At 72.1% G+C, this 12827-nt stretch carries 10 protein-coding genes and 1 pseudogene; 5 read left to right on the top strand and 6 right to left on the bottom strand.

Annotated elements, in window-relative coordinates:
- Positions 1-241: 241 nt before the first annotated feature.
- The 3 genes from AB0N66_RS17705 to AB0N66_RS17715 form a co-directional block, all read right to left on the bottom strand.
- Positions 242-1300: a YafY family protein gene (locus AB0N66_RS17705; protein ID WP_365435141.1), complete on the bottom strand. Its 1059-nt coding sequence runs from the start codon at positions 1298-1300 to the stop codon at positions 242-244.
- Between the two features lie 185 nt (positions 1301-1485).
- A complete protein-coding gene (locus AB0N66_RS17710; RefSeq protein ID WP_365435144.1) occupies positions 1486-2772 on the bottom strand; it encodes an ABC transporter substrate-binding protein in 1287 nt (428 codons plus the stop codon).
- Positions 2747-3292, bottom strand: coding sequence for a hypothetical protein (locus AB0N66_RS17715; protein WP_365435146.1), 546 nt, complete (start codon positions 3290-3292; stop codon positions 2747-2749). The genes AB0N66_RS17710 and AB0N66_RS17715 overlap by 26 nt, the downstream gene beginning before the upstream one ends.
- 136 nt (positions 3293-3428) lie before the next feature.
- Here AB0N66_RS17715 and AB0N66_RS17720 point away from each other — a divergent pair, with 136 nt between their 5' ends.
- From AB0N66_RS17720 to AB0N66_RS17730, 3 genes are read left to right on the top strand one after another with little or no spacing between them, the layout of a single operon-like run.
- Entirely contained in the window at positions 3429-3911 is a 483-nt protein-coding gene (locus tag AB0N66_RS17720; protein WP_365435149.1) for a hypothetical protein, read from the top strand.
- The gene (locus tag AB0N66_RS17725) at positions 3911-7201 is read left to right on the top strand and encodes an ATP-binding cassette domain-containing protein (protein ID WP_365435290.1); all 3291 of its coding nucleotides are present in this window, start codon (positions 3911-3913) and stop codon (positions 7199-7201) included. The genes AB0N66_RS17720 and AB0N66_RS17725 overlap by 1 nt, the downstream gene beginning before the upstream one ends.
- Complete coding sequence (locus AB0N66_RS17730; protein ID WP_365435152.1) at positions 7198-7950, top strand: ATP-binding cassette domain-containing protein; 753 nt, start codon at positions 7198-7200, stop codon at positions 7948-7950. The genes AB0N66_RS17725 and AB0N66_RS17730 overlap by 4 nt, the downstream gene beginning before the upstream one ends.
- 52 nt (positions 7951-8002) lie before the next feature.
- On the opposite strand, the pseudogene AB0N66_RS17735 reads toward AB0N66_RS17730, so the two are convergent.
- Together AB0N66_RS17735 and AB0N66_RS17740 are read right to left on the bottom strand one after the other, a co-directional pair.
- A pseudogene (locus tag AB0N66_RS17735) lies at positions 8003-8509 on the bottom strand (transglycosylase family protein); the annotation flags it as partial.
- Positions 8510-8690: 181 nt separating this feature from the next.
- Complete coding sequence (locus AB0N66_RS17740; protein ID WP_365435155.1) at positions 8691-9353, bottom strand: transglycosylase family protein; 663 nt, start codon at positions 9351-9353, stop codon at positions 8691-8693.
- Between the two features lie 535 nt (positions 9354-9888).
- Here AB0N66_RS17740 and AB0N66_RS17745 point away from each other — a divergent pair.
- Positions 9889-10662, top strand: a complete 774-nt coding sequence (locus AB0N66_RS17745; protein ID WP_365435158.1) for a hypothetical protein — start codon at positions 9889-9891, stop codon at positions 10660-10662.
- A 196-nt stretch (positions 10663-10858) separates the two neighbouring features.
- On the top strand, positions 10859-11242 hold the full coding sequence (locus tag AB0N66_RS17750) for a hypothetical protein (protein WP_365435161.1): 384 nt from the start codon (positions 10859-10861) through the stop codon (positions 11240-11242).
- Positions 11243-11307: 65 nt separating this feature from the next.
- Here AB0N66_RS17750 and der read toward each other — a convergent pair whose 3' ends face one another.
- Positions 11308-12792, bottom strand: coding sequence for a ribosome biogenesis GTPase Der (gene der, locus AB0N66_RS17755; RefSeq protein WP_365435164.1), 1485 nt, complete (start codon positions 12790-12792; stop codon positions 11308-11310).
- Positions 12793-12827: the final 35 nt, after the last annotated feature.

A 12827-nucleotide genomic window follows, 5' to 3' on the forward strand; every position in this document is an offset into this window, starting at 1 on the left:
GCGTTTCGGCCGAACTCCGTCACACGTACGAGGGGTTCAGCTCACGTTTCGCACACCTTCGAACGTAATTCGGGACTCCGCTGACGCCGCCCCGAATAGCCCCGAGGAATGTACGGATCCAGCCGCCCGGCGATGCCTTTCCATTCCGATTCCGGGGCGTGCTCCGGGAGCTGACGCCGCATAGGAAATACACGGTTCCAGCACACAATCCCCGCACACCCTCTGCCCCCGAAGCACAACTTCAAGACGCTGACGCTGCCCCGGATCCGCTCCGAGTCCCCGGCGTTCGACCCGCACCATCCCGAGCACGCGGCGGTGTCCCCGGCCCCTCGGCCCGCTCCAGAGTCCGGGACAGCCGGTCCCGTGCCGTCCTGATCGCCCCGGTGAGCTCCGCGGGTTCGAGCACCTCGAACTCGAAGCCCGTCAGCATCACGTGGATCACCATCACGTCGAGGCTCGCGGCCCCGGTGCGCAGGACGCAGCTGTCCTTCCCCTCGGCCTCCAGCGTCCCCGCGGTGGGCGAGATCCGCTCGGCGGCCTCCTCGACGGACACGAGCAGCCTGATGACGGCATGCGAGGCGTACGCGCGCGTGGAGACGCCTTTGGAGACGTACGCCGCCAAGTCCTCGGCCGGTGGCGTACGGGGCGTGAAGCGCGGTCCGTGCGGCGGCGTGGGCGTGATGCGGTCCACCCGGAACGTACGCCAGTCCTCGCGATCGACGTCCCAGGCGACCAGGTACCAGCGGTGCTCGGTGCAGACCAGGCGGTGCGGTTCGACGGTACGGCGGCTGGAGGCGCCCTCATGGCTGCGGTACTCGAAGCGGAGCCGCTCGGCGTCCCTGCAGAGGTTGGCCAGTTCCGTGAGCACGGCGGGATCGATGGCGATGGCAGACGGCTGCGGGCCGCGCAGCATCGGCACGGTGAACGCGTTCAGGGCGCTCACCCGGCGGCGCAGCCGGTGCGGCAGTACCTGCTCCAGCTTGGCGAGCGCGCGTACGGAGGTCTCGCCGATGCCCTCGATGCCCTGCCCGGCGGCCGTCCGCAGGCCCACCGCCACGGCCACCGCCTCGTCGTCGTCGAGGAGCAGCGGCGGCAACTCGGCCCCCGCGCCGAGCTGATAGCCGCCGCCCGTGCCGGGGCTGGCGTTGACCGGATAGCCCAGCTCACGCAGCCTGTCCACGTCGCGGCGCACGGTACGGGGCGTGACCCCGAGCCGGTCCGCCAGATCCGCCCCGGACCATTCGCGATGAGCCTGAAGCAGCGAGAGCAGACGCAGCAGCCGTGCCGAGGTCTCCAACATGGCTGCGAGTCTGGCAGGCCTTTTTCGCCCCCTCCGCCCCTGCCCGTCCCGTACCTGGGGGCTCCGCAGGGGTTAGCCCCTCCGGCGTTTGAGGAGCGGGGGTTTGGAGGCGGAGCCCCCAAGTGACGGGAATGGGCAGGGGCGGAGGGGGCGAAAAACCCACCACCACGCCCCGCCACCGCACCTCAAGGCCGATAACCCAGCTGCCGCACCTCAAAACAGTTGCTGCCCATCTCCCCTTGGGAGACCCACCCCCGTTCGTCCTCCCAGCGGGCCACCGACACACACGTCCTGCGCGTCGCAGGCGGCTCGGCCAGCCGCTCGTAGACGACCGGAACCAGCAACCCGTCGGCGCTGTAGGACTCCCCCCGGTTCATGAACCGGTCGACACACGCACGCGTGACCCCCACCGACGCACAGGACCCGGCCGCCTCCGAGAACCACATCGCGGCGGCCCACCCCTCCAACTGCCACTGGGAGTGCGTCTTCAGCCCCTTCGTCGCGTCGCGGAACTCCCGTACGGCCGCATCCCCGATGTCCTCGTAGTTGCGGCTGGCCCCCGTGGCCCACAGCGCGTTACGGCACCGCGGGGAGTCCTTGTAGTCGGAGGCGACGGCGGACGTCCAGTTCTGCACGTTGGTGACCTTGGCGATGACCTCGGCCCCGACGGCGTCCATGGCCTCGCACAGCTGGGCGTTGCCGTGCGTGTCGAGGGCGTCGAAGACGAGATCGGCGCCCTGCTCCTTCAGATCGGCCGCGGCGGCCCGGAAGTTGGGGAGCGCGAAGTCGACCTGTTCGGTGACGACCTGGTAGCCCTCGGCCTTCAGCCCCTGGGCGACGAGCCGGGCGTAGGCGGCTGACGCGGACTGGTTGTAGGAGACCACGGCGGCCGTACGGGCACCCTGTTCGCGCTTGAAGTAGCGGTAGACCTCCGTACCGCCGTACAACTCACCGTCCCACCCAGGTGTGCCGGCACGGGGCGCGAGGCTCCCGTAGATCCCGTAGAGGTACGGATAGGTGTCGTAGGCCGGCCCGATGGGCTGCCCGCCGATGTCGGGCACGCGCGCGTGGGACACGCGAGGGGCACCCGCGTAGTCGAGGGCGGTGGTGGCGACGAGGGCGACGACCTTGTCCTCGTCGACGAGTTGGTGCACGCACTCGTTGTTGCCGACCCCGCTGCCCCCGTCGTCGCACAGCCGCACCTCGACCGGCCGCCCGCCGATGCCGCCGCGCGCGTTGAGCCGGTCGAAGTAGGCCTTCGCCCCGTCGCGCGGTCCGGTGAAGGCGGAGCCGCCGACGGGGCTGGTGGCGCTGGTGATGATGCCGACGCGGATCGGAGCGGCGCCTCCTTGCGGGGTGGGCGTGGACCGGTTCTCGAAGTCGCTCTCCGGGAGGCGGCTGCCGCAGGCCGCGCTCAGGAGGAGCAGCAGGCCCGCGGCGAGCGCCTCAGCAGCCCGGACCCGGCGACGCATTGCCGCTCAGTTGCACCAGCGCGCAGAGCGTCTTCACGGACACCTTCCAGGTGCCGTCCTGCTCGACCGCCGTTCCGGAGGCGCCCGGCAGCGCGGTCGCGCCCTCAAGGGTCAGCGAGTACGTCACGTTCGCATCGGTCGGCGAGGTGAACTCGACCTTCTCGACGACGGCCTCCACCTGCTGGCCGCGCTGATCGCCGCTGAAGCCCTCCAGGACCTCGGTCATCTGGTCGCCGTTCTCCAGAACGGCCGTCTTGTCCTTCTGGGCGACGGCCGGGTCGAAGAACTTCTCCCAGTTCTCCTCGACCTCCTGTTCGGCCGCCGCGGCATCGGACGGAGCCGTGGCGCTGGGCTCCGCGCTGGTGGGCTGAGTGGACTGCTCCACGGAGGGGGTGGGCGGGTTGGAGTCACCGCCGCCGCTCTCGTCGCTGCACGCCGTGAGGGCCGCGGCGAGGAACAGAACCGCCGCTGCCGCCACCCCCCGGCCGTTCCCCCGCCTGAGGTCGCTCCCGAGAACCATCTGGCTCACCACCGGGTGTCGGACCGGACCAGGTGCGCCCGGTGCTTTCAGGGTCAGCTTGCAGAAGGCATAGTGCAAGCCATCGGCTGACATGGACAGTCAACGGACCAAAACACACGACGTGTTGGAGCCCCGGATGCGGACAGCTCGACTGCGGACTGTGCACCCCGTCCTGTGGGCGGGGTGGGCCGCGCTCGCCGCGGGAGCGGTGTTGTGCGTGATCGGCTGGTACGGCATCTCGGGCGAGCGGTACGCGGAGCGGCAACTACCGTTTCTGGCGTCGTGCACGGTGCCCGGGGCCGCGCTGATCATCGCGGGCGCGGTGCTCCTCACCCATGGCAGGAACGCGTTGGCGGCAGCGCGCGTCGAGGAGCTGTACGGCCTCCTGGTCGCGGCGGAGCCCGCCGACGTGGACGAGCCCGGGCAGCCGGCCGTCGTGCCCGTCGCCACCAGCGGTGAGCTCCTGACGGTGCCGGGCGGCACGCTGTGGCACCGCGCCGACTGCCCGCTGGTCGCCGGGAAGGCAGAGGCCGTACCGGTGGACTCGCTGCTTCTGGCGAGCGGAGAACTGGGGCCGTGCCCAATCTGCGAACCGTCCGCCGCCGATCCGGACGACTGATGTCGTCGCTGACGTACGACCTCACCCTCGCCGGTCTCTCGGTCGGCAGCGCCGCCGCCCTGACCGGGATCGGGCTGATCGTCACGCACCGGGCGACCGGTGTCCTCAACTTCGCGCACGGCGCGATCGCGATGGTGTGCGCGTATCTGCTGCGCCAGTTCACGGTCGAATGGGGCTGGCCGCTTGGGCTCGCCTGGGCGGTGACGCTGCTGGTGGTGGCCCCGGCGATCGGCGTGGCCCTGGAACGTTTCGTGTTCCGCCCGCTGTCCGTCCTCGGCGGCGACCCGGCGCAGACGCTGGTCGCGTCCATCGGCGTCTTCGTGCTGCTCGTCGGTGGGGCGGCCCTGGTGTGGGGCACGGGGGCGCGCGCGGACGCGCCGACGCTGGTGTCGGCGGATCCGTGGGGGCAGTTGGCGGTGGCGGTCGCGCTGGCCGTGGGCGTCGGGGCCGTCACGCGCTGGACGCGTATCGGCACGGAGCTGCGCGCCGTCGTCGACGACCGCTCCCTCGCCGTGCTCGGCGGCATCGACGCGGACCGGGTGGCCGCGGCGGGCTGGGCGTTCGGCTCGTTCACGGCCGGCCTGACCGGCGTACTCCTCGCCCCGTACGTGCGCCTCGACCCGTACGGCATGCCCCTGCTCGTCATGGAGGTGCTCGCGGTCGCCGTGGTCGCCCGGATGCGCAGCCTTCCGGTGGCGGTCGTGGTGGCGCTGGGCATCGGCGTCGCGCAGAGCCAGCTGACCCGCCTGCACCCGTCCGGCTGGGGAGAACCCCTGCTCCAGGCGGTAGGCGCGAACCTGTTCGTGGTCGCGCTGCTGATAGCGGCCCTCGTCCTCCCGGGCATCGGCACCCGTGACGCGCTCCCGCGGACGGCGTCGGCCCGCGTGGCGACGCCGCCGGGGGCGTGGATAGTGGCGGTCGTCCTCTTCCTCCTGCCCCTGGGCTTCGCGGGTTCGGACCTCCATACGTCGGTACAGGTCCCCGCGCTGGGCGTGGTGCTGCTTTCCCTGGTCGTGGTGACGGGCCGGGGCGGCCAGATCTCGCTCGGGCAGGCGGCGTACGCGGGTCTCGGCGCCCTCTTCACGGCCCTGCTCGCGGCGGGCCGCTTCCCCGGCCTGCCCCAACTGCCGGAACTGGCCGCGCTGGCCGTCGCGGTGATCCTGGTCGCCCCCCTCGGCCTCCTCACCGGCTGGCCCGCCATCAGCCGCCACGGCCTGGCCCTCGCCCTGGCCACCTTCGCGGTGGGCGTCGGCGTCAGCCGCTTCGTGTTCAGCCAGCCGTACGCCACCTCGGGCCTGTCCCTCGACCGCCCGGCGGGCTTCGACGGCGACCGCGCCTACTACCTGCTCGAACTGGCCCTGCTGGGCTGCGCGTTGGCGGCGGCCGGCGCGCTGCGCCGCGGCCGCACAGGCCGGGCCCTGGCCGCGATGCGCGACCACGAGTCGGGCGCGTCGGCGGCGGGAGTCCGCGTCCCGGCCCTGAAACTCACCGCCTTCGTGGCGGGCGCCGCCCTGGCGGCCCTCGGCGGCGGCATGCTCGGAATGGGCCTGCGCGCCTTCGACGCGACGGCGTACGACCCCGTCCGCGGCCTGCTCTGGTTCGCGGCGGTCGTCGTCCTCGGCGCCGACAGCGTGCTCGGCGCCCTCGCCGCCGCGGCCCTGCTCGTCGGACTCGACGCGGGGGCGCGCGGCGGGGTGGCGGCGGCCCTGATCGGCGTACTGGCCGTCCTCGTCGGCCGCTTCCCCGGCGGCCCGTACGAGGCCCTGCACACCACCGCTTCCCGGCTGCACCTGCGCCGCCGGGCGACACTCACGCCGTTGGGAGCCCACGTACGACGGCAACTGCGGCCGGTGCGACCGAGGATGACCAGGGAGCCGGTACCGGCCGGGGCCACCGCGATGGCGGCCACGGGGCGGACTGCGCCGGACCGGCCCGGCCGACGGCTCCCGGCAGTACCCGAGGTGGACGAGCGCGGCAGCGACCCGGCCGACTCCGGCCGCCCCCTCGCCACCGGACCCGGACACACAGAGCAGCGACTCCCGGAAACCCCCGAACAACACGACAGGCGAAGGGCCCTACCGGAGCGCGGCCACCCGCCCGACACAACGCCGGTGCCCGCCACACCCCCTACGGGAACTACACCGCCCAGCACCACCGGACGATGTGGCACCGACGCGAAAGCACCAGACACCGACCACACGGGAGGCACGCCTCAGCCGCACCACCACGGCCCGCCCGACACAACGCCGAGGCATACCGCCACACCCCCTGCGCCGCCCGGCACCGCCGGACCGTCCTGCGTCAGCGCTACGACGCCGGACGACGAGCAGCCCGGGAGCACGGCCCACCCGCAGGGCGCCGCTTCTGCCTCCGAGCCGGGCGAACGCATGAGACGGGCGGCCTACGGCACACCATCGCGTGGACATGCCTCCGTCCAGGATCCAGGCAGGCCCACGAGCCGACCGGGCGACGCCGCGCAGACGGGAGGGGACGCCGCAACGCGGGCCGCCTCGGCGGGGAGGGCTCCGGAATCGCGGGGCGCAGCCCGCGACGCAGACCGAGCCGCGCCCCGCCGTTCGCGCCTCCCGCTGGAGCCCACGGCCCCCCAAGCCCTCCGCGCCCGCCGACTGCACGTCACATTCGGGGGCTTCACCGCCCTCGACGGAGTCGACCTCGATGTCCGGCCCGGCCGGGTCACCGCTGTCGTGGGACCCAACGGCGCGGGGAAGAGCACCCTCTTCCACTGTCTGGCCGGGACGCTGCGCCCCGCGGGCGGGCAGGTGCTGCTCGGGGAGCGTGACATCACCCGACGGGCCGCGCACGCCCGCACCCGGCTCGGGATCGCGCGGACCTTTCAACAGCTTTCGGTTTTCCCCTCGTTGACCGTGGCCGAAAACGTCCGGGTGGGCGCCGAACAGGGGCGGACCGTCGATCCGGGGTCCGTGGAGCGGGCGTTGCGGCTGTTCGGGCTCGACGGGCCGGTGCGGACGCTGCCCGCGGCGGGGCTGCCGACCGGCACCCTCAGGCGCGTCGAACTGGCGCGGGCGCTCGCGGGGAGCCCACGAGTGCTGCTCCTCGACGAGCCCGCCGCGGGGCTCGACAGCGGCGAAGTGGCCGCCCTCGCGCGCGTGTTGCGGGCCCTCGCAGCGGACGGCATGGCCCTGCTCGTCGTGGAGCACGACCTCGATCTGGTCGCCGACCTGGCTCATACGGTCCATGTCATGGCGGCGGGGCGGATCGTCACCTCCGGGCCTGCCGACCGGGTACTCGGAACGGGGACCGGCGGATGAGCATCGCCCTGCGCCACGCGCGCGTGCGCTACGGCCCCCTGGAGGCCCTGCACGGCCTGACCCTCGTCGCCCCCGCCCCCGGCCTCACCGTGCTGCTCGGCCGCAACGGATCCGGCCGCACGACCGCGCTGCGCGCCCTCGCGGGGGCCGTACCCCTGTCGGGCGGCACAGTCGTCTGGGACGGCGCGGACGTCACCCGGCTGCCCGCCTACGAACGCGCCCGCCGCGGGCTGTGCTTCGTCCCCGAGCGCCGGGCCGTCTTCGGCTCGCTCACCGTCCGCGAGAACCTCGAACTGGCCGCCCCCAAGGACGGTTTCGCCCCAGCCCTCGACGCCTACCCCCAACTCCTCCCTCTCCTCCCCCGCCGCGCCGGCACCCTCTCCGGCGGCGAACAGCGCATGCTCGCCCTCTCCCGCGCCCTGCTGGCACGCGCGCGCGTGGTGCTCGTCGACGAGCCCGCGCAGGGCATGTCACCGACGGTCGCGGCACGCACGTACGAACTCCTGGGCGGCCTCGACGCGTGCGTGGTGGTCGCGGAACAGCGGTTGCCGCCCGGCCTGCGCGACAGGCCCGGCCGGACGACGTACGTCCATGAACTGCGCCGTGGCGCGGTCGTGTTCAGCGGAGAGGCGGCCGAGGTGGGACGGGGGCCAGGGGGCCGAGCGGGGACAGGGGCGCCAGGGGCGGGCCGAACAGGGCTCGGTCCGAGGTCCGCGTCCGGGCGCCGCCGCCCGAACCCTTCGGGATGACGAGCAGCGTGCCTACGTTCAGCCGGTCCGGATAGAGACCGATCATCTGCTTGTTGGCCTTGTAGAGCGCCTGCCAGCCGCCCTTGACCTGATACTTGCGGGCGATCGACGAGAGCGTGTCGCCGCGCTTCACCACATGCATACGGCCCTGGAGTTCGTACCTCTTGGAACAGACGGGCCAGGCCTCCCACCCCTGGGCGGCCAACACCCCCTCGGCGACCTTGATCTGCTCCTCGCGTGTGGCCAGATCGGCGCGCGCGGCGTATTTCAGACCGCCGAACTCCTCCCAGGTCGGGTGCCAGAACTGCAGCCCTCCGTAGAAGCCGTTCCCGGTGTTCGCGTCCCAGCGGCCGCTGCTCTCGCACTCGGCGAGACAGCCCCAGGGCCACTGGTCCTCGGCGCAGTCGTAGGGCACCTGTGCCGCCTGAGGGCCGGGAAGCGGGGGCGGTGGCGCGGCGATCGCCCTGGAAGGGGCCAGTACGGCCAGCGCGGCGGCGATCACGACCGCGTAGCGAACGCACTTGCTCGGCATGGTCGATGAGAGCCACATGGGGTGCATCGGGCCACGCTAAGCAGCCCGGCACACCCGCCCGTCCAGCCGCGCCCGACCGGGTCGGGGCCCCACCCGGTCGGAGGACCGACCGGACAGGACCCCGCGCTCAAGAGCCGGCGCTCAGGACCCCACTCTCACTGGCTCGCGCTCAAGACCCCGCGCTCAGGAGAGAGCGTCGGGAGGGGGCTCAGAGGTCGAGCCGCTGCCCGGGCACGATCAGATCGGGATCGCCGCCGATGACGGCCTTGTTGGCGGCATAGATCTCCCGCCAGGTGGTCCCGTGCGACGCCGCGATGACGCTCAGCGTGTCGCCGCTGCGGACCGTGTAGTCGCCGCGGGACGAACTCCGGTTCGTGTGATCGCCCGACGGACGCTCAGGCGTCTTCGACGGGGCGGCCTTGGGTGCGGCCTTGGGTGCCGACTTCGTCGTGGCCGACCCTCCGGACGACCCGGCGCCCGAGGACGAGGGCGCGCTGCCGGACGCTCCGGCCCGCGCCGAACAGGTGGGCCACGCGCCCCACCCCTGTGCACGCTGGACCTTGGTCGCGACGGCTATCTGGGCGCTCTTGGACGCCTGGTCGGCGGTCGACGCGTAGGCGCCGCCGCCGTACGCGCTCCACGTACTGGCGGAGAACTGCAGCCCTCCGTAGTAGCCGTTGCCGGTGTTGATGTGCCAGTTTCCGCCGCTCTCGCACTGGGCGATGCGGTCCCACACTCCGCTGTCGGCCGCCGCGGCGTTGCCGCTCGTGGCGAGCAGTCCGAGCGGGGCGAGCAGGGCCGCCCCGGCGAGGACCGCCGTCGTACGCGTCGTACGAACCTTATGAGTGTTGTTCTCGGCACATGCGGACATCTATATCCCTCTCCACTGACCCGGGCTCCCCCAGAACAGGGCGCGGTTCCCGGCGCGTATGAGGCCGGTTGTCGCGCTCCGCCCCGTCCGCCGGAGGCTGTGCTGTGCAGCTGGCTGGTTCGGCCGGCGGACGTACCCGAGCGGTGCTCGTTGCACACGGCGGAGGAATCTATGGAGCCGGCCGACCGATATCAACCAACTCCTTGTCATTCGAGGCCAGTTCACCGTTACCAGGGGTAGCGGCGAGTTCCGGCCACCCACTTCATAGGGTGATTTCCTGATATATCGACCAGTCACCCTGGCCATCTGTGACCCAGTTCACCGGCTCAACTTCCCTAGTACCTCCAGAAGTTGGCTCGGAGTGACGGATTCCGCAGCCGACCTCACGCTGCGCTTCGGATGGTTCGATTCCGTTCGCTCCCGGGCGTGACTCCGGCCACAGATCGCCCGTTGTCATCTTCATGAGCCGGGGACCCCCGGATTCAGGTGCCGGGGGCCACCCGGCATCGCCACGCACCGCACCCGAGGAGCCAGCGTGCCGCGCATGCTCGACGTCAGCGACGACGTACGCGCCGAGATCGGCGACGAAGAAGCCGACCGGCTGCTCGCCGGAGAGAACGCCCCGGGCAGTTACGACTGCACGTCGTGCCGCACCCAGGGCGATTCGGACCAGGAGCGCACCAGCACCGTCCTGTTCATCGGCGACGAAACCGCCGTCCTGGCCTTCGCCCACGCGACCTGCCTGCCCTCGCAGGTCGTCCAGGTCACCGAGGAACAACTCCAGGGCGCCGTCCGCTCGATCACCGCCGAGGGCGGGCCCGTGGGCGCCGGGCCCGAGCAGGCCGTGCTCGGTGTCACCAGCGGACTCCTCCTGATCAACGGCGACTTGCACCCGGCGCTGGTCGTCGAACCGACCGGGCCCATCGTTCGCCCCGGCTCGACCGAGATCGGCGACGACTTCCTGCCCCTGCTCATCGAGCAGGGCTTCATGCCGGTGACCGAGCTGACCTCGGTGCCGCCCGTGCTGCACGGCTGGTCCGTGCTGCTCGCCGCCGGCCAGTTGCACGCCGTGCTCCAGCCAGGCACCGGCGGGGGCTCGCCCGTCGCCTGGTGGCAGGCGCACCAGGCGCTCCAGGTCGCCGACAGCTGGCGCGCGGCCGCCAACAAGCACCAGCAGGTGCTCCTGTTCGCGGCGCCGGTCGGCTCGATCGGCCGCCAGCCCCGCGAGGACCTGTTGCGCGACGCCCTGGACAAGGCCGCCGCCAACGGCAAGCTCGTCGCAAGCGCGCTGCCGCTCGCCGGTACCTGAGCGTTCACGCTCCGCCGACTCGGGCGGGGGACCGCGGTGCGCTGTTGACCGCGGTCCCCCGTGGCTTGTCGCGCCCGCGCGGCGGAGCCGCACGGGTCACGGCCTCGCGCCCCCCACAGTGCGTGCACGACTCGGTGACCTGCGAAAGCGACGCGTTGGCCGCATCCGTAGCGGGGCCGGGGTCGTTGGCACGTACGTGCACACCTACGACGTCCCCCTCCGCCAGCCCTTCCAGCCGGTCCCCGCCGCGCGACCGGCCCAGGACCCGCCGGGCAACCCATCGGCCACGCCGATCTACGACGCGCTCTACGCCGAGTGGGTCAGATCCTTCAGGGCCCTGCCCGGCGACCGCCACGGCGAGGAGGAGCTGGGCTTCGCGGCTTTCGGGAGCCTCCCGCAGAGCACGAACTCGTTCAGCTCGTTCAGTTCGTACGGCTCGTACAGCCCGCACAACTCCTACAGCTCGTACAGCGCGGGTGCGTACTCCGCGCGGCAGTACACGAACGGACGGCAGCAGCACAGCACCGGAATGCACCACGTACCTGCCGCACTGCCGCCCGCGCCGCGCAGAGGGCTCTGAGGACGGAACAACGGTGAAGGGGCGGCTCCTTGAGGAGCCGCCCCTTCACCGTTGTTCGTCTGTGACTACTTCTTCTTGGCGCCGCGCTTCTCGCGCACCCGCACCGAGATGTGGATCGGCGTCCCCTCGAAGCTGAACTCCTCGCGCAGCCGACGCTCGATGAAGCGACGGTAGCCGTGCTCGATGAAGCCCGAGGCGAAGAGCACGAACCGCGGGGGCTTGGTGCCCGCCTGCGTGCCGAAGAGGATGCGCGGCTGCTTGCCGCCGCGGACCGGGTGCGGGTGGGCGGCGACCAGCTCGCCGAGGAAGGCGTTCAGCCGGCCGGTCGGGACGCGGGTCTCCCAGCCGTCCAGGGCCGCCTCGATCGCCGGGACGAGCTTCTCCATGTGCCGCCCGGTGCGCGCCGAGACGTTCACCCGCGGCGCCCACGCGACCTGGGCGAGCTCGGTATCGATCTCGCGCTCCAGGTAGTAGCGGCGCTCCTCGTCGAGGGTGTCCCACTTGTTGAAGGCGAGGACGATCGCGCGCCCGGCCTCGACGGCCATCGTGACGATGCGCTGGTCCTGGATGGAGATGGTCTCTGACGCGTCGATCAGGATGACGGCGACTTCGGCCTTCTCCACCGCCGCGGCGGTTCGCAGTGAGGCGTAGTAGTCGGCGCCCTGCTGGAGGTGGACACGCTTGCGGATGCCCGCCGTGTCGACGAACTTCCAGGTGATGCCGCCGAGTTCGATGAGCTCGTCGACCGGGTCACGGGTGGTGCCCGCGACCTCGTTGACGACCACACGATCCTCGTTCGCCACCTTGTTCAGCAGCGAGGACTTGCCTACGTTCGGGCGGCCGATGAGAGCGATCCGGCGCGGGCCGCCGACCGCGATGCCGAAGGTCTGCGGCGGGGCTTCCGGCAGCGCCTCCAGGACGGCGTCCAGCATGTCGCCGGTGCCACGGCCGTGCAGGGCGGAGACGGGGTGCGGCTCGCCGAGGCCCAGCGCCCAGAGGTACGAGGCGTCGGCCTCGCCGCTCAGTCCGTCGACCTTGTTGGCGCACAGGACCACAGGCTTGCCGGCCTTGCGCAGGAGTCGTACGACCGCTTCGTCGGTGTCCGTGGCGCCGACCTTGGCGTCGACGACGAAGACGACCGCGTCGGCCGCGTCGATCGCGTACTCGGCCTGCGCGGCCACGGAGGCGTCGATGCCGAGGACGTCCTGCTCCCAGCCGCCGGTGTCGACGAGCTTGAAGCGGCGGCCCGCCCACTCGGCCTCGTAGGTGACGCGGTCGCGGGTGACGCCGGGCTTGTCCTCGACGACCGCCTCGCGGCGGCCGATGATCCGGTTCACCAGGGTCGACTTGCCGACATTGGGACGGCCGACGACGGCGAGCACGGGCAGCGGACCGTGGCCCGCCTCCCCGAGCGCGCCCTCGACGTCCTCGACGTCGAAGCCCTCTTCCGCGGCGAGCTCCATGAACTCCGCGTACTCGGCATCGCCAAGCGCCCCGTGCTCGTGCTCGGCAGAACCTGCCGAGCCGTCGGGCTGGATGTGGTCGTTCATGAAGTCCGTACCTCGTAGTTCATCGTGGTGATCGG

The organism is Streptomyces sp. NPDC093544, from assembly GCF_040683495.1.
Classification (GTDB): Bacteria; Actinomycetota; Actinomycetes; order Streptomycetales; family Streptomycetaceae; genus Streptomyces.